A 16,981-nucleotide genomic window follows, 5' to 3' on the forward strand; every position below is an offset into this window, starting at 1 on the left:
GCGGGATCGGGGCCTTCACCCTGATTTCGGCCTCGCCCGAGACGGCGGCGACGGTCGGACAGGTTCTGCTGCACGACGGCCTGATCTTCTATTTCATCGCCTATATGGTCGGCGGCTACCTGATGTATGCGGTGCTGTTTGCGGCCATCGGCGCCTTCTGCGAGACGCCGCGCGACGCCCAGACCCTGATGGGGCCGATCATGATGATCCTGGTCGTGCCGATCCTGGTGATGCAGATGGCCCTGACCAGCCCGGATGCGCCGGTGGTCAAGGTTCTGTCCTGGATCCCGTTCTTCACCCCCTTCCTGATGAGCGCGCGCGCGCCCAGCGATCCGCCGCTGGTGGAGGTGGTTCTGACGCTGATCGGCATGTTCGCGACCGCCGCCTTCATGGTGTGGATCGCCGGGCGGGCGTTCCGCGCCGGCGCGCTGTCGGATGTAAAGCTGAGCTGGAAGAGCTTCGGCCGGGCGATCACCGGGCAGGCGTAGGCGGCACGGTTGTCTCCTCCCTGTCGCGTCGCGATGGGGAGGTGGCGCGGCGCTTCTTCTGTGGGACTTCAAGAGTCCTGCACAACGCTCCGCAGAAACGAAACGCAAAGAAAAAGGCCGCTTCCCGAAGGAAGCGGCCTTAAATCTTTCGGCTTTCGCCGGGGTCTTAACGACCGCCGGGAACGCGCGGCTTCGGCGCGGGCAGCAGGCCCTCGCGCTGCATGCGCTTGCGCGCCAGCTTGCGGGCGCGACGGATGGCTTCGGCCTTTTGACGGGCGCGCTTTTCCGAGGGCTTCTCGAAGTGCACGTGGCGCTTCATTTCACGGAAGCTGCCCTCGCGCTGCATCTTCTTCTTCAGGGCTTTGAGCGCTTGGTCGACGTTGTTGTCGCGAACGAAAATCTGAACCAGGTTAAACTCTCCTTTGGCCGCCCGCCGCGTCCTGTGAGGGAGACGGGCGAACAAAATAAAATCGTCTTCCGACAGCCGGGCTCTCGGATGAAGGCGCGCTGATACACGAGCCGCCTCCTTCTGTCCAGATCGTCGCGACCATTCTTCAAGGCTCGAAACGCCATGACGACCGGCGTATGATCGCCCTTATGACCGAGACGACAGACTGGGCCAACCGGACCGAACAGACCGTGCTGGACGCCGCCATCGCCCGCGCGCCCGCACTCGGCTGGAATGCGCGTCTGGTACGCGAAGCCTGCGAGGCGTGCGGACTGTCGCAGGGCGACGAGGAACTGCTGCTGCCCAACGGCGCGCGCGATCTGGCGGCCCTGCTGTCGCGCCGCCATGATGCGCGAGCGCTGGCGGCTCTGGGTGAAATCGACGCCAAGTCGCTGAAGATTCGCGAGCGAATCGCTCGCGCCGTGTCCGAGCGGATGGAGGCGGGCGCCGCCGATCTGGAGGCCACGCGTCGCTGCGCCGCCTTCCTGGCCCTGCCCGTCAACGCCGATCTGGGGCTGAAACTGGCCTGGGAGAGCGCGGATCATCTGTGGCGCTGGGCCGGGGACGAGGCGACCGACTGGAATCACTATTCGAAGCGGACGATCCTGTCGGGCATCCTGATTCCCGCCCTGACCATGCGCTGGTTCGACGGACGCGAAGCGGCGGAGGCCTTCGTCGCCCGCCGGATCGGAAACGTCATGGCCTTCGAGAAGTGGAAGGCGGGCAAGGATTTCGACGCGCCGTTCCGAAAGGTCAGTGATGCGCTGAGCCGCATGCGGTATGGCGCGAAAGCCTAGACCTCGGCGGAGCGAAGCTCGGCGCGATTGTCGCGCAGCGCCTGATCGCGACCAGATTGGTGTCCAAGTTGGTATACCCCGACGCCTAGGATCAGAACTGCAACGCCAAGTATGGCCCCTGCCAGCACGCGTGAGCGGCCAGCTCCGTCTGAACTTCTTTGGTCTGCGCGCGGGCCATCGGCAGAGACCGATGAACCGATCAGGGCCATTGCCATCGCCATTAGGAACAGAACCATCGGGGTGTTCATATTCAGACGCTCTTGGCGATTGCAGATCGATTGTCACGCTCAGCGGCGTCTTTTCCTAGGCGCCCACCGAGGTCCACGCCGGCGACAATCAAGGCCAAAGTGGCCGCGGCTAAAGATACGCCGAGCGCGCCGACACGCGATGATCGGCGGCCATTCAGTGCGCTGATCACTACAACTGCGGAGGTCGAGACCAGCAGGAGCACGAGTGACAAGATGAGCGACAGCGACATGCATCGACCATGACCTAAGTTGCGTTCAGCGCAACTCAAATATCAGCTGGCACCCAGCACCCGGTTCACGTGGGCCATCTTGCGGCCGGGGCGGGCCTCGGCCTTGCCGTAGAGGTGCAGGCGTTCGTCGGACTTGGCCGACAGTTTGCGCCAATCCTCGACCTCGTCGCCCAGCAGGTTGGTCATTTCGATGCGGGCGTGGGCCGTCGTGGGGCCGAGCGGCCAGCCGGCGACGGCGCGGATATGCTGTTCGAACTGGTCGCAAACGCAGCCGTCCTGGGTCCAGTGGCCGGTGTTGTGAACGCGCGGGGCGATCTCGTTGACCAGAAGCACGTCGTCTCCGAGGTCGAACAGTTCGACGCCCAGAACGCCGACGTAGTCCAGCCCGTCCAGGATCGCCTCGGCGATGGCGCGGGCGCGAACCTGCGTCTTCTCGTCCACGGCGGCGGGGGCCAAGGTGGTGCGCAGAACGCCGCCTTCGTGCCGGTTCTCGCCCAGCGGATAGACCGCCATATGACCGTCCCAGTCGCGGGCGGCGATGACCGACAGTTCGCGCACGAAGGTCGCCTTGGCCTCCAGAATCGCGGGGCGACCGCCCAGGCTTTCCAGGGCGGCGGGCGCGTCCTCGACGGTGTGGATCCAGACCTGGCCCTTGCCGTCATAGCCTTCGCGACGGGTCTTCAGCAGGGCGGGCAGGCCCAGTTCGGTCAGGCCGACGACCAGATCGTCCAGCGTGTCGATGACGGCGAAGGCGACCGTCGGGGCGCCCACGGCGTTCAGGAAGGCCTTTTCGTCCACCCGGTCCTGCGACACGCGCAGCGCGGTCGGCCCCGGCGCGACCAGGGCGCCGGCCTCGGCCAGACGCTCGATGGATTCGGCCGGCACGTTCTCGAACTCGAAGGTGACGACATCGGCGGCGCGGCCCAGCGCCGACAGGGCCTTGGGGTCGTCATAGGCGGCGACGATCTGGCGCGCCGAAACCCGGCCGGCCGGGCTGTCGGCCTCGGGGTCCAGGATCACGACGTCGAAGCCCAGGCGCGATGCGGCTTGGCTCAGCATCCGGCCCAGCTGGCCTCCGCCGATGATGCCGAGGGTCGAACCGGGGGGAAGCGGAAGATCAGGCACTCAGTCCTCGACGGTTTCTGCGACGGATTCGGTCTGGGCGGCGCGGAAGGCGGCCAGGCGTCCGGCCAACCCCTCGTCCGACAGGGCCAGTATCTGGGCGGCCAGGATGCCGGCGTTGACGGCGCCGGCCTCGCCGATGGCCAGGGTGGCGACCGGAACGCCCGCTGGCATCTGCACGATCGACAGCAGGCTATCCATGCCCTTCAGCGCCTTGGACTGGACCGGCACGCCCAGCACCGGCAGTTCGGTCATGGAGGCGGCCATGCCCGGCAGATGGGCGGCGCCCCCTGCCCCGGCGATGATGACCTTGTATCCGGCGGCCTTGGCGCCCGTGGCGAAATCGACCAGGCGTTGGGGCGTGCGGTGGGCGCTGACGACCTTGGCGTCCCAGGCGACGCCCAGTTGATCCAGGCGATCGGCGGCCAACTTCATGGTCGGCCAGTCGGACCGGCTGCCCATGATGATCGCCACCGGGGTTTCGGAAGTCGCCATGTCTGCAAGGCCCCTCGCGGAAAGGCGCCGGTTACAGCACGCGGGTGACGCCCGCAACCGCAACACCGTGATTTCAGCCGCGTCGGCCCGTAATGTCGGCCTTCAATGTCGGCGGATCACGCTCTACCATCGTTCGACCGCGCGACGCAGACTGAGTCGCGCCTTCGGAGCCAACCCTGCGCCGTGACCGACGTGGCCGAACACGACCTGACCGCCGAGATCGCGCGCCTGCGCGTCGAGCTGGAAGCGTGGAAGACGCGCGCCGCGGCCGCCGAGGCCGCCGCCGACCACGATGTGCTTACCCCCGCCCTGAACCGGCGCGGCTTCATCACGGCGATGCAGCGGACCATGGCTTATTGCCAGCGGCACGGGGTGCCGGCGGTGCTGCTGTATCTGGATATGGACGGGTTCAAGAGCGTCAACGACAGCCTGGGCCATGCCGCCGGCGATGCAGCCCTGGTCGCGGTGGCCGAGCTGTTCCTGGCCAATCTGCGCGAGTCGGATGCGGTGGGCCGGCTGGGCGGCGACGAGTTCGCCCTGCTGATGTTGCACGCAGGCTATGAAGAGGGCCGGGCCAAGGCGCGTCAGTTGGCCGAGGCGCTGAAGACCGAAGGCTTTGTCTGGGACGGCCAGAAGACCGAACTGGGCGGCTCTTTCGGGGTGCGCGCCTGGGACGGCCATACCGACGCCGAGGTCTGGCTGACCGAGGCCGACGCCGCCATGTGGGTGAGGAAGAAGGGGCGCTGAGGCCCCTTCCCGCCCCTGCCGCTTAAAGCGGCAGTTTCAGCTGAATGCCGCCCATGTGGCTGTCGGCGTGGTCGCCGAAGCGGCCGCGATAGCCGACCGTCACCTTGACCGGGCCGAGCGAACCCTCGACGCCGGCGGAGGCCAGGAATTGGCCGCCGAACGGATCGTCGATCTCGCGCGACAGCACCTGCGCCGGGTTGTTGTAGAGACCGACGCGCACCGGATCGGAGCTGTCGTCCAGGGCGTCGCGGTAGCCCCCTTCGGCGAACAGGCCGAACCCGCCCATTTCCGCCTCGGCGCGCAGGGCGACCTCGCCGGTCAGGGCCTTCACGGTGCGATCGCCGTACTGATACTGGGCGCCGACGCCCTGTTCGTAATAGCCGTCCACGTCGCTGGACACGTAGGCTAGGGCCGCGCGGGGCGAAAGGGCGACGCCGCCCATGTCGAACCACATGCCGCCTTGCAGACGCGCGCCGCTGCTGAGCGCGCGGGTTTCAGCGGTGTGGACGATCGGCGCCAGGCTGGTGGTGCGTTCGATGTCGTCGATGTTGTCGCGCGCCACGCCGACGGCGGCGTTGACGAAGACATCGCCCGAGCGCCAGCCGCCATAGACGTCCAGGCCGAAGCTCTCGACGTTGAACTGCAGCGCCTGGCTTTCGACGTCGGTGTTGCGCGCCGTGCCGGCCAGCCCGAAGCGCCAGTTGGCCGAAGGTCCGGCCTCAAGCGCGATACGGGCGCCCCAGCCGTCGCTGGACGAGCTGGTTACCGAGCCGCGCGCGTCGGTGTCGACGCTGTCGATCAGGGCCGAGGTGGTGACGGACACGCCGGCCTCCCACGCTTTGCGACCCGACAGGGCCTCGCCGGCGGCGTCTAGTGCGTCCTCGCGGTGACGATAGGCCGTCTCGCCCTGCAAGGTCGATTGGGCGCCGATGTCGCCATAGTAGAGGTAGTCGGTCGCCAGTTGGGCGATGATCCGATGGCCCGCCGCCGTCGGATGGACATCATCAAAATAGAAATAGCTGTCTGGGTTCGCGCAAACCGTCACCCCGTTGAAGCACTTCTCAGTGATATTGGTGATGCCGAACAGCCCTGGATTGGCGGCCAGCGTGTCGCTGACCTTGAACAGGTCCATCATGATGATGTTGCTGCCTGGACGCGCGGCGGCGGTGGCGGTCAGATTGGCCTGTAGCGCCGTGTTGAAGGTGGTCACCGCATAGTCGGCCAGCGGAGCCGCCATCTGGCCGCGGAAGAGAGGCGTCAGGCTGAGCTTGGGCAGGTTGGTGACCAGGATGGTCCCAGCGCCGGCACCCGCCACGGTGTTGACCAGCGTGTTGACGTTAGTGGCAGCTGTAGTGGCGACCGGGGTGATGGCGGCGACCGGATTGGTTGTGAGGCCGGCGGCGGGCAGGCCTTGGAAGATGTCGTTTGCGCCGCCCAGGACGCTGACCAAGTCGGTCGAGCTGAAACGGCCGCCCGCAGCGGTGTAGCGCGACAGCTGGTTCAGCATGCCGAACGGCACGCCCGCCGAGGCGTCAGTGCGCGAGCCGCCGAAGGCGTAGTTGATGCTGCCCGTGACCGAGCCGTTGAAGTTGGCGGCGTTGAAACCCAGCAGTTCAACGAAGGTCGGACCGTTCGAGAAGCGCCGCGCATAGGGCGGCGACGGCGGCTGTGTCCCGCCCGAGATCAGAAACAGGTTGCCGTTGTCGCTGAGGCTGTCGCCGAAGACGACAAGACGGTTGTAGGTCTGGGCCGAGGCCGAGCCGGCAAAGGCGCAGGCGGCGAGCGCCAAGGCAGCGACGGCGCCGCCGGTGATGAAGCGTGACATGAATATCCTCCCGCAGCCGTCGTTGCGCGGCCGTTCGACGTGAGGATGCGCCAGTTCGCGCAGAGCGCAAGATGCCGCGAGGTCAGCTTTGAGAAGATATTTGCGAGCGACGTATCACTGCAACGTGCGGAACTTCAGCGTGCCCGGCACCGTCTTGAGTTCGCGCAGCGCCTCCGGGTCGTAGTCGCGGTCCACATCGGTGATGACATAGCCCGTGCGCTCGTCCGTCTTCAGGTGCTGGCCCAGGATGTTCAGGCCCGCCGACGCCAGGGCGCGGTTCAGTTCGGCCAGCACGCCAGGCTGGTTCCTGTGGATGTGCAGAATGCGGTGGGCGCCCGACACTTCGGAAAGTTGAACGTTGGGCAGGTTGACGCTGAACGTGGTGTCGCCCCGGTTCAGATAGCCCAGCAGGCGTTCGGCCGCGAACTCGGCGATGGCCTCCTGCGCCTCTTCGGTCGAGCCGCCGATGTGCGGCGTCAGGATCATGTTGGGCAAGCCCTGAAGCGGGCTCTCGAAGGGGTCGGCGTTGGTGCGCGGCTCTTCGGGGAAGACATCGACGGCGGCGCCGGCGACCCGGCCAAAGCCGATCGCCTGGGACAGGGCGCCGACATCGACCACATGGCCGCGCGCCAGGTTCAGGAACAGCGCGCCTTCCTTCATCCGGCCGAACTGGGCCGCGCCGAAGATGTTGGCGTTCTCCTTGCGGCCATCGACATGCAGGGTGACTACGTCGCTTTCGGCCAGCAGCGCGTCCAGCGAGCGCATGCGGCGCGCATTGCCCAGGGCCAGGCGCTCTGACAGGTCATAAAACAGCACCCGCATGCCCAGGTTTTCGGCCAGGACCGACAACTGGCTGCCGATCGCGCCATAGCCCACGATGCCCAGGGTCTTGCCACGCAGTTCCTTGGAGCCGGTGGCGGACTTGTTCCACTTGCCGACGTGCATGGCCGAGGACTTGTCCGCCACGTCGCGCATCAGGACGATCATCAGGCCGATGGCCAGCTCGACCACCGAACGGGTGTTCGAATAGGGCGCGTTGAACACCGCCACCCCGTGATCCGAGGCCGCGTCCAGGTCGATCTGGTTGGTGCCGATGCAGAAGGCCGCAACGGCCATCAGGCGATCGGCCTGTTCCAGCACGCGGCGGCTGACCGTGGTCTTGGAACGGATGCCCAGGACATGGACGCCCTTGATGGCCGCGATCAGATCGTCCTCGTCCAGCGCCCCCTTCTGGGTTTCGACCGAATAGCCCGCCTCTTCCAGCCGCTCGACGGCGGCGGGGTGGATGTTTTCCAAAAGCAGCATCTTCATGCGGCTGCGCGGGAAGGACCAGCGGCCGACAAGGCCTTCGGCATGCAGCACCTCGTCGAGCGACGCGGCCTCGGCGTCGGCGACCTGGACCACCGGCGCGCGGCGCATGACCTCGGTGAAGGCGTAAAAGGCGTCAGCGGCGCCCGCGATCTTGACCTCGGCGTCGTTCCAGCCGTCGCCCACCATGACGACGCGACCCGACAGGTTCAGGCCGTGAATGGCGGTCGGCTTGCCATTGGCGTGCGACAGGGGATTGGCGTCGTCCACGCCCACCACGCGGTCGTCGGCGTCATAGACCAGATCGTTGCACAGCACGCGATCGGGAGAGACGCCCAGCTCTTCGGCGACGGGCGAAATCACCTCGCGGAAACCGCCGGAGAGGATGACGACCTTGCCCTTATTCTGCTGGAAAAAATTCAGGTTGCGCCGCACCGACGCCGTCAGGTGGTCCGGCGCGGTCTGGGCCAGGGCGGCGACATGGGCGCGGGTCAACGGCAACAGCGCCAGACGGCGGCGCAAAGCCTCGCCGAATTCGACCTCTCCGGCCATGGCTTGATCCGTCAGGGCGGCGATCTGGGCGCGCGTATCGGCTGCGCCCGGCGCATCCGCCAAAGCGATGTCGGCCAAAGCCTCAAGGGTCTCGAAATCGACCAAGGTCGAATCGAAGTCGAAGATCAGGGTGGGGCGCGCGCTCATGGGCGGCGTCTTAGCGGCCTTCGCGCCTGCGGCAAAGCCGAGCGATGCTGCTCACTGTGGGCAGATGCGCTAAAAGTTTGCCGCCCGCCGCGATTTTCACCGGGCGAGCGGCACGAAAATATCAGAAGCGCGCGATGCGACGCACGTGGCTGTCGGGACGACGGCTTTCGAGAACTGCTGCGCCGACGGCTGCGGCGATGGTCGCCACCGCCAGCAGCGCGCCGCCTTCGCGGGCGTGGTCACGCGCATATTGACCGGCGTCGTCAGCATAGCGGCGCGCCGTCTTGCCATGCTTCTTCAGCGCCTTCTTGCCGTCCTCGCGGGCCGAACGGAACCAGTCGTCGGCGCGATCGCGCACGTCATAGGCGGTGTCTGCGGCGCGGTGGCGGGCGTCGCGCGAAAGCGCGCCGGCGCGTTCACCGACATCCTCGGCCCGGTGGCGGAAGGCGTCCACGGCGTCATGGAAACGGTCGCGCAGTTCGGACGTATCGACCCAGCCGCGCGGGTCGATACGCGACTTGATGCGCTGGTAACGGGTAGGGCCGCTGCGTTGCGTCAGATAGACGACGGCGACAGCGCCGAGCGCGACTGCGAGGAGGCTGCCGGCGGTGATGCCGGGGTGTTTGCGAATCTCTTCGATCGGATCGATGTCGCGGATCATCGGCGGAACCTCTTCAGTTATTGGCGTCATGAACGGAGCGACGGCTCCGCTTGAGCCAAAAGAGCGATCCGCGCTGAAATCGGTTCCGTCGCCCTCCCCCAGACCCGGCGGATTAGCCCCCTTATCAAGCCGCCCGCGGGCGCCTACATAGCCGCGATCCCGAAATGACGCCCCAAAGGACCTCGCCGTGACCGATCACGCGCCCAACATTCCCGTTTCCGACGATCTGGCCGCCGCCTTCCAGATCGAAGGCTGGCCCGTGCGTGGTCGCCTGGTTCGCCTGGGCGCGACCATCGACAACATCCTGGCCGCCCACGCCTATCCCGAGCCGGTCGCCGCCCTGTTGGGCGAGGCCTGCGCACTGGCCGCCCTGATCGGCTCCAGCCTGAAGTTCGAGGGTCGCCTGCTGGTCCAGGCCCAGGGCGACGGCCCCGTGCGCTATGTCGTTGCCGACTACGGCACCGACGGATCGCTGCGCGGCTATTGCCGCTACGACGAGGCCGAGGTGGCCGAGGCGTCGCAGGGCTTCGCCCGTCCCGGCGCCCGCTCGCTGCTGGGCCAGGGCGTCTTCATCATGACGCTGGATCGGGGCCCGGACTTCGAGCGCACCCAAGGGATCACACCGATCGAGGGCGAGAGCCTGTCGCTGGCGGCCGAACACTATTTCCAGCAGTCGGAACAGGTGCCGACCAAGGTGCGTCTGGCCGTCGGCCAGGTTCAGACCGAGGCCGGATCGCAATGGCGCGCCGGCGGGGCGATGATCCAGATCATCGCCGGCGACGAGGCGCGTGGTTCGACCGAAGAGGTCTGGGACCGCACGCGGGCCCTGTTCGGCACGCTGGGCGATGACGAGCTGGTCGATCCGACGATCTCGCCCGAGACGCTGCTGTTCCGCCTGTTCCACGAAGACGGCGTGCGGCTGGAGGGCGCGCGAGAACTGACGGCCGTCTGCCGTTGCTCACGCGAACGGATCGCCTCGGTCCTGGCATCGTTCGATCCCGCCGAACGCGCCGACATGTTGGAGGACGACGGTAAGATCCGCGTCACCTGCGAATACTGCGCCACGGTCTATGCGCTGGACCCCGACGAGGTCGTCGCAGAGCAGATTTGAATTGCAAAGGGCGGCTCCGAGAGCCGCCCTTCTTCTTTTAGCCTTCCAGATCCAGCGAATAGCCCGCCGAGCGGACCGTGCGGATGGGATTGGCGCTTTCGTCGGCGATGGCCAAGGCCTTGCGCAGGCGACCGACGTGGACGTCGACGGTGCGGGCCTCGACATAGACGTCCGAGCCCCAGACCGCGTCCAGCAGCTGCTCGCGGCTGAACACCCGCCCGGGGTGCTGCATGAAGTGGTCCAGCAAGCGGAACTCGGTCGGGCCCAGATGGACCTCCTTGCCGTTGCGCTTCACCCGGTGCGAGACGCGATCCACGACGATGTCGCCGTGGTTCAGGCGGTCGTCGGCCAGGCCCGGACGAATCCGGCGCAGGACGGCGCGGATGCGGGCGATCAGTTCGACCATCGAAAAGGGCTTGGTCAGATAGTCGTCCGCGCCGGTGTCCAGACCGCGAACCCGGTCGCTCTCCTCGCCGCGCGCCGTCAGCATGATGATCGGCAGGTTGCGGGTCTCGGCCTTGCCGCGAATGCGGCGGCAGACCTCGATGCCCGACAGCTTGGGCAGCATCCAGTCCAGCAACACCAGATCGGGCAGACGCTCGTCGATCTGGAGCATGCCCTCCTCGCCGTCGGCGGCGACGGCGACGTCGTAGCCTTCCTTTTCGAGATTGTACTGAAGAAGGGTCGCCAGCGCGTCCTCGTCTTCCATCACAAGGATATAGGGCTGCACGTCGGGTCTCCGGTCTCGGGTCAGTGCGTCGAAAGGTTGGGCGTCGGATCGGAGTCCTCAGCCGTGGGTTGGGCGCGAGGGCGTTCGCCCACGATGTCTTCGCCCGTGATCTCGTAGTGGACGGTTTCGGCGATGTTGGTCGCGTGGTCGCCGATCCGCTCCAGGTTCTTGGCCATGAAGAGCAGATGGGTGCAGGCGCCGATCGTGCGCGGATCGCCCATCATGTAGGTCAGCAATTCGCGGAACAGGGCGTTGTAGTGCTCGTCGACCTCGTCGTCGGTCTGCCAGACAGCGACGGCGCGATCGAGCTCCGAGGCCGTATAGGCGTCCAGCACATCGCGCAGGCGGGTCGAGACCAGCCGTCCCATCCGCTCGATCGAACGGGTCAGGGGCTGCATCGGCTGGGCTTCGGCCAGGATCAGCGCGCGCTTGGCGATGTTCTTGGCCAGGTCGCCGGTGCGCTCCAGATCGGTGGCGATCTTCATGGCGCCCAGGGTGCGGCGCAGGTCGCTAGCGACCGGCTGACGCAAGGCGATCAGGCGGATCGCCTTCTTCTCGATATCGCGGTGCAGGGCGTCCAGTTTCAGATCGCGTTCCACAACGGCGCGGGCCAGGGCGATGTCGCGCCGGGCGACGGAGTCGATGGCGTCCGCGACCTGGGCCTCGGCCAGACCGCCCATGCGGGCGATCTCGGCCGTGATCTGGTTCAGTTCGTCGCCATAGGCTTTGACGGTGTGCTGGTTCATCGGATTAGCCGAAGCGTCCCGTGATGTAGTCGAGCGTGCGCCGTTCGCGCGGATTCTGGAAGATGTCTTCCGTGTCCCCGGTCTCGACCAGACGGCCCATGTGGAAGAAGGCGGTGCGTTGCGACACGCGCGCGGCCTGGGCCATCGAGTGGGTGACGATGACGATGCAGAACCGCTCACGCAGTTCGTCGATCAGCTCCTCGATCCGCGCCGTGGCGATGGGGTCTAGCGCCGAGCAGGGCTCGTCCATCAGGATGACTTCGGGGTTTACGGCGATGGCGCGGGCGATGACCAGACGCTGCTGCTGGCCGCCTGACAGACCCATGGCCGACGATTGCAGGCGGTCAGCGACCTCTTCCCACAGGCCGGCGCGCTTCAGCGCCTTTTCAACGACCTCGTCCATCTCGGCCTTGGACGAGACCAGGCCGTGGATCTTGGGTCCGTAGGCGACGTTTTCGTAGATCGATTTCGGGAAGGGGTTCGGACGCTGGAACACCATGCCGACGCGGGCGCGCAGAAGCACCGGGTCGATGGAGCGGTCGTTGATGTCCTCGCCGTCCATGGCGATACGGCCCGTGACCTTGGCCCCGGCGATGGTGTCGTTCATGCGGTTCATGGTCCGCAGGAAGGTGGACTTGCCGCAGCCCGACGGGCCGATCAGGGCCGTGACGGTCTTGTCCGGGATGTCCAGCGAGACGTCATAGAGCGCCTGTTTGCCCTCATAGAAGACCGAGACGTCGCGCGCGGCGATCTTGATCGGACCGACGGGCGGGCTGTCGACCACGGCGGGGCCCGACCGGGGCGTAGCGTCCTCGACGCGCGGTTCGGCGGCTGCGCCCTTGGACGGGGCGATCTCGGGCAGGACCTGACCGCCCATGCGCGGCGCTTCGGTCGGATCGACCGAGCCGGCGCCGGTCTGGTCCTCGGCGGAGCGGAAAATACGGAATTTCATTCTCTTACCACCGACGCTCGAAGCGCCGCCTCAGGATAATGGCCGCCGCGTTCATGATGATCATGAAGACCAGCAGGACGATGATCGCCGCAGCGGTGCGTTCGTGGAAGGCCCGCTCCGAGGCGTTCTCCCAGATGTAGATCAGCGAGGGCAGCGCGCCGACAGGCTGGTCGATGGCGTGCGGCACGCCCGGCACGAAGCTGACCATGCCGATCAGCAGCAGCGGCGCGGTCTCGCCCAGGGCGTGGGCCATCGAGATGATGGCGCCGGTCATGACGCCGGGCATGGCCAGCGGCAGGACGTGGCTGAACACCGTCTGGGTCTTGGATGCGCCCATGGCCAGGGCGGCCTCGCGGATCGACGGGGGCACGGCCTTCAGCGCCGAACGGGTGGCGATGACCAGGGTCGGCAGGGCCATCAGGGCCAGGACCAGACCGCCGACGATGGGGCTGGCGCGCGGCAGATGCATCCAGTTGATGAACAGGGCCAGACCCAGCAGGCCGTAAACGATCGACGGCACGGCCGCGAGGTTGTTGATGTTGACCTCAATGATGTCGGTCAGCTTGTTCTTGGGCGCGAACTCTTCGAGCCAGATGGCCGCGCCAACGCCCAGCGGAATGGCGATCAGGGCCGTGACCATCAGCATCAGGGCCGAACCGACCACGGCGCCCAGGACGCCCGCCAGCTCGGGCTGGGTCGAATCGCCGTTGGTGAACAGGGCGGTGTTGAAGTGCGAGCCGATCACGCCTTCGGTCTGCATCCGGTCCAGCCAGGCGATCTGCTGATCGGTCAGGCGGCGTTGATCCTCAGGCGTCTCCCTGGAGATTTCGCCCTTCAGATACAGATCGGCGTCATCGGACAGCGGCACGGCCAGGGGCACGGTCTCGCCGATGACTTCGCTGCGCTTGGCGACCAGATCGGCGGCGACGAACTTCAGCTCCGACGAGAACAGCCGCTTCATCTGCGCGGCCTTCGTCCCGGCCGCGTCGTCCTGAATACCCATGCGGGCCAGCTGCTGCTCGGCGGCCAGTTGCTCGAAGTTTGAGCCCTGCGGATAGGCGCGGTCCACGCGCGCCGGGTCCATGAAGACCGGCACGGTGACGGTGTGGGTGTAGAAGGCGGTGTGGCCCTGCTCGACGATGCGCACCAGCAGCACGGCCAAGAACAGCATGGCGGCGGCGATGGCCAGGCGGCCATACCATTTGAAGCGCGTTTCCTTGGCGTGACGACGCTTCAGCCCTGCACGCAGGCGGTCGAGACGTCCCTTGGCGGCCGCGCCGTCGATCTGATCGGGGGTCGCGTCAGTCATATTGTTCCCGATAGGTCTGCACGATCCGGTGGGCGATGATGTTCAGCATCAGGGTGACCAGGAACAGGGTCAGGCCCAGGCCGAAGGCGGACAGGGTCTTTGCGCTGTTGAACTCCTGGTCGCCGGTCAACAGGGTCACGATCTGAACGGTGACGGTGGTGACGGTGTCCAGCGGGTTGAAGGTCAGGTTGGCGGCCAGGCCCGCAGCCATGGTCACGATCATGGTCTCGCCGATGGCGCGCGACACGGCCAGCAGCAGGGCGCCGGCGATGCCCGGCAGCGCGGCGGGCAGCAGAACCCGCTTCACCGTCTCGGACTTGGTCGCGCCCATGGCGAACGAGCCGTCACGCAGCGACTGGGGCACGGCGTTCAGAATGTCGTCGGACAGGGACGACACGAACGGGATCAGCATGATGCCCATCACCGCGCCGGCCGTCAGGGCCATCTGGTTCTGAACCAGAGCCAGGTATTGGCCGAGCCCGTCCAGCGGTCCGCCGATCAGGAAGAGGCCGATCTCGTTGAAGAAGACCCGCAGCAACGGCCCGACGGTCAGGGCGGCGAAGAAGCCGTAGACGACGGTCGGCACGCCGGCGAGGATCTCCAGCAGCGGCTTGATCACCGCGCGGGTCGTGCGGCCGGCGTATTCCGACAGATAGATGGCCGACAGCAGGCCGATGGGCGCAGCGACGCACATGGCGATGACCATGATCAGCAGGGTGCCGGCGAACAGCGGCACGGCCCCGAAGGCGCCCGAGGACCCGACCTGATCGGCGCGGATGGCGATCTGCGGGCTCCATTGGGTGCCGAACAGGAAGTCGAGAACCGGCACCTTCTGGAAGAAGCGGAAGCTGTCGAAGGCCAGGGAGGCGATGATGCCCAGGGTCGTCAGGACGGCGATGGCCGAGCAGACAAACAGGGCGCCGTAAATCCAGCCCTCGACCCGGTTGCGGGCGCGCGTCTGAGGCTTGATCTGCGTCAGGGCGAACAGGCCGCCCAGGATGGCGGCCAGGATGGCGGCGACACCGCCGCCCCACGACAGGGTGCGTTCGATGCGAACCATGCGGCGCGCCTCGACCGGCAGCTGTTCGGCCAGCGGGCGTTCCCAGATCTGCAGCGCGGCCTCTCCGCGACCCACGCGGTGGGCGTCGGCGAAGAAGGCGTCGCGACGGAACGGCTCCAGCGCCGCGACCGCATCAGGCGTACCGACAGCGGTCAACTGACGCTGAAGCGGGGCGGCGAAAACCGAGGCCAGGATCAGAACCAGAAGAGCCGGCGCGGCGACCCAGATCAGGGCATAGGCGCCGTGCTGGCCGGGGCGGGAATGGGGCTTTGCGCCGATCGCACGACGACGCGCCAACGTGCGTCCGCCCAAGAAGGCGGCCGCACTCAAGGCGACGAGGATCAGCAGATAAATCCAGATCATTCAGAAGTCCGAAGCGCCGCGCGCGAATCGACGACGGTCCTGAACATCGGGACCAACGCGGCGCGACTACTGCCTGCGAATGGTCAGCGGATTACGACGGGTCGATGACAGTTGGGTGACAGCGACCGTCCGTCGCGCCCTCAGCGTCGCTCGATCGGTTGCGGGAACCAGGCGGTGAAGGCGGCGCCCATGCCCGGTGCGCTTTCGACCACCAGACCGCCTTGGTGACGGTTGATGATGTGTTTGACGATGGCCAGCCCCAGCCCCGTCCCCTGCCGCTCGCCGCTCTTTTGACCCTCAACCCGGTAGAAGCGCTCGGTCAGGCGGGGCAGGTGTTCGCGCGCCATGCCGGGCCCATGGTCGCGCACCGTGACCGCGGCATAGGAGACGCCGGCCGTGCGGTCCGGCGTGACCAGCGGCAGTCGTGTCGCGCCAGGCATGCGCGAGGCCCAGGCCTCGTCGAACGACAGGTCCGAACGGACCGAGATTTCGACCGTGCCGTTGCGTGACGAATATTTGACGGCGTTGTCGAGCAGGTTCTGCACCACCTGCAATATCTCGTCCCGATCGCCGCTGATCGACGCCCTCGCCTCCCCCTGATCCAAGGCGATGGCGATCTCCTTTTCGCGCGTCAGAACGCTGATGGCGTCGACCACGTCAGAGGCGGCGCGGTCCAGATCGACGCGACCGGACGGCGGAATATGCTCGTTCAGCTCGATCCGACTGAGCGACAGCAGATCCGCGACCAGTCGCCCCATCCTATCCGCCTGGGCCGACATGATATCCAGGAAGCGGTCGCGCGCGACCACATCCTCACGTGCGTGGCCTTTCAGGGTCTCGATGAAGCCGCTGAGCGAGGCCAAGGGCGTGCGCAGTTCGTGGCTGGCGTTGGCCAGGAAGTCCACGCGCATCATCTCGATGCGGCGCGAGTCCGTTTCGTCGCGCAGGATCAGCAGGGCCAGCTCCGACCCGGCTCTCCCAGACGCCTCGAGTGAGAGCGGCCGGGTCCAGGCGCGCCAGCGTCGGTCGCGCTGACCGCCCGTCGCATAATCCGTGGTGCGCGCCGTCCCGCCGAAAAGGGCTTCGTCCACAGCCTCCAGCACGCCCGGTTCACGGATCACCTGAACCAGCAAGGCGCCTTGGCGCTGGATGCGAAGAAGTTCGCGCGCAGCCGCGTTCGCCATGACGATGCGTCGCCCGGCGATGTCATCCGGCTCGCCGCCGCTGACCACCAGCACCGGATCATCCAGCGCCTCGAACACCCGGTCGAGAAGATCGCCTGTCACCATGTCGATGGCGGGCTCGGTCGCAGCGCCTTGACTGGCCGCCGGCTCAGCCCTGGCCGCCTCGTTCATATTCAACAGCCAGGCCGAGGTCGCCACGATCACCGCCCCGCCGACCAGCCAGTTCGCGAGTTCGGGATGCAGGATCGCCAGCACCAGCAGGGTCACGATGGCGATGCCGATGCTGGCGCCGACCGTCCACAGCCGCGAGGTGGAGACCGGCGCGACAGGCGATGGCGAGACTTCGTAAGGCATGGGTCCGGGCGACCTCGAACTGAAGAACGATTCCGATCCTTGCACGGATTCTGTGACGGCGTGCCGACAGCCTGAGGCGCCCATAAGCTTCGCCGCACGGTTTC

At 66.9% G+C, this 16,981-nt stretch carries 17 protein-coding genes and 1 pseudogene; 4 read left to right on the forward strand and 14 right to left on the reverse strand.

Annotated elements, in window-relative coordinates:
- Positions 1-488 (forward strand): ABC transporter permease (locus GGC30_RS04725; RefSeq protein WP_194943525.1); only part of this gene is annotated, 488 nt, incomplete at its 5' end.
- 166 nt (positions 489-654) lie between these two features.
- Here the strand turns inward: GGC30_RS04725 and rpsU are convergent.
- Complete coding sequence (gene rpsU, locus GGC30_RS04730) at positions 655-897, reverse strand: 30S ribosomal protein S21 (RefSeq protein WP_026108547.1); 243 nt, start codon at positions 895-897, stop codon at positions 655-657.
- Between the two features lie 188 nt (positions 898-1,085).
- Here rpsU and GGC30_RS04735 point away from each other — a divergent pair, with 188 nt between their 5' ends.
- Positions 1,086-1,733: a COQ9 family protein gene (locus GGC30_RS04735; RefSeq protein ID WP_194943526.1), complete on the forward strand. Its 648-nt coding sequence runs from the start codon at positions 1,086-1,088 to the stop codon at positions 1,731-1,733.
- A gap of 250 nt (positions 1,734-1,983) precedes the next feature.
- On the opposite strand, the gene GGC30_RS04740 is transcribed toward GGC30_RS04735, so the two are convergent.
- Genes GGC30_RS04740 through purE form a run of 3 tightly spaced genes read right to left on the reverse strand, consistent with a single transcriptional unit; the run spans position 1,984 to position 3,828 of the window.
- Positions 1,984-2,211 (reverse strand): hypothetical protein, encoded by a 228-nt coding sequence (locus GGC30_RS04740; RefSeq protein ID WP_153922929.1) that lies wholly within the window; start codon positions 2,209-2,211, stop codon positions 1,984-1,986.
- Between the two features lie 42 nt (positions 2,212-2,253).
- Positions 2,254-3,336, reverse strand: coding sequence for a 5-(carboxyamino)imidazole ribonucleotide synthase (locus tag GGC30_RS04745; protein ID WP_370451880.1), 1,083 nt, complete (start codon positions 3,334-3,336; stop codon positions 2,254-2,256).
- Positions 3,337-3,828, reverse strand: a complete 492-nt coding sequence (purE, locus tag GGC30_RS04750) for a 5-(carboxyamino)imidazole ribonucleotide mutase (RefSeq protein ID WP_153922930.1) — start codon at positions 3,826-3,828, stop codon at positions 3,337-3,339.
- 183 nt (positions 3,829-4,011) lie between these two features.
- Here purE and GGC30_RS04755 point away from each other — a divergent pair, with 183 nt between their 5' ends.
- Positions 4,012-4,575 carry a GGDEF domain-containing protein gene (locus GGC30_RS04755; protein WP_055804230.1) on the forward strand — a complete coding sequence of 188 codons (564 nt, stop codon included), beginning with the start codon at positions 4,012-4,014 and terminating at the stop codon, positions 4,573-4,575.
- A 22-nt stretch (positions 4,576-4,597) separates the two neighbouring features.
- On the opposite strand, the gene GGC30_RS04760 is transcribed toward GGC30_RS04755, so the two are convergent.
- The 4 genes and pseudogenes from GGC30_RS04760 to GGC30_RS04770 all read right to left on the reverse strand — a co-directional run bounded on the left by GGC30_RS04760 (position 4,598) and on the right by GGC30_RS04770 (position 9,068).
- The gene (locus tag GGC30_RS04760) at positions 4,598-6,400 is read right to left on the reverse strand and encodes an autotransporter domain-containing protein (RefSeq protein ID WP_153922932.1); all 1,803 of its coding nucleotides are present in this window, start codon (positions 6,398-6,400) and stop codon (positions 4,598-4,600) included.
- A gap of 114 nt (positions 6,401-6,514) precedes the next feature.
- Positions 6,515-7,759: a phosphoglycerate dehydrogenase gene (serA, locus tag GGC30_RS16615; RefSeq protein ID WP_370451890.1), complete on the reverse strand. Its 1,245-nt coding sequence runs from the start codon at positions 7,757-7,759 to the stop codon at positions 6,515-6,517.
- A 120-nt stretch (positions 7,760-7,879) separates the two neighbouring features.
- A pseudogene (locus GGC30_RS16745) lies at positions 7,880-8,407 on the reverse strand (HAD-IB family phosphatase); the annotation flags it as partial.
- A 121-nt stretch (positions 8,408-8,528) separates the two neighbouring features.
- Entirely contained in the window at positions 8,529-9,068 is a 540-nt protein-coding gene (locus tag GGC30_RS04770; protein ID WP_153922934.1) for a hypothetical protein, read from the reverse strand.
- A gap of 187 nt (positions 9,069-9,255) precedes the next feature.
- On the opposite strand from GGC30_RS04770, the gene GGC30_RS04775 reads away from it, so the two are divergent.
- Positions 9,256-10,179: an Hsp33 family molecular chaperone gene (locus GGC30_RS04775; protein ID WP_370451881.1), complete on the forward strand. Its 924-nt coding sequence runs from the start codon at positions 9,256-9,258 to the stop codon at positions 10,177-10,179.
- 37 nt (positions 10,180-10,216) lie between these two features.
- On the opposite strand, the gene phoB is transcribed toward GGC30_RS04775, so the two are convergent.
- From phoB to GGC30_RS04805, 6 genes are all read right to left on the reverse strand, one after another.
- A complete protein-coding gene (gene phoB, locus GGC30_RS04780; RefSeq protein WP_017505977.1) occupies positions 10,217-10,909 on the reverse strand; it encodes a phosphate regulon transcriptional regulator PhoB in 693 nt (230 codons plus the stop codon).
- 20 nt (positions 10,910-10,929) lie between these two features.
- Complete coding sequence (gene phoU, locus GGC30_RS04785; RefSeq protein ID WP_017505976.1) at positions 10,930-11,655, reverse strand: phosphate signaling complex protein PhoU; 726 nt, start codon at positions 11,653-11,655, stop codon at positions 10,930-10,932.
- A gap of 4 nt (positions 11,656-11,659) precedes the next feature.
- Positions 11,660-12,607: a phosphate ABC transporter ATP-binding protein PstB gene (pstB, locus tag GGC30_RS04790; RefSeq protein ID WP_153922935.1), complete on the reverse strand. Its 948-nt coding sequence runs from the start codon at positions 12,605-12,607 to the stop codon at positions 11,660-11,662.
- Positions 12,608-12,611: 4 nt separating this feature from the next.
- Complete coding sequence (gene pstA, locus GGC30_RS04795; protein ID WP_066623249.1) at positions 12,612-13,916, reverse strand: phosphate ABC transporter permease PstA; 1,305 nt, start codon at positions 13,914-13,916, stop codon at positions 12,612-12,614.
- Entirely contained in the window at positions 13,909-15,339 is a 1,431-nt protein-coding gene (pstC, locus tag GGC30_RS04800) for a phosphate ABC transporter permease subunit PstC (protein WP_055755010.1), read from the reverse strand. Before pstC ends, pstA begins: the two co-directional genes overlap by 8 nt.
- A 140-nt stretch (positions 15,340-15,479) precedes the next feature.
- Entirely contained in the window at positions 15,480-16,877 is a 1,398-nt protein-coding gene (locus GGC30_RS04805; protein ID WP_153922936.1) for an ATP-binding protein, read from the reverse strand.
- Between the last annotated feature and the right edge of the window lie 104 nt (positions 16,878-16,981).

It is taken from the genome of Brevundimonas sp. SPF441, from assembly GCF_009661015.1.
GTDB lineage: Bacteria > Pseudomonadota > Alphaproteobacteria > Caulobacterales > Caulobacteraceae > Brevundimonas > Brevundimonas vesicularis.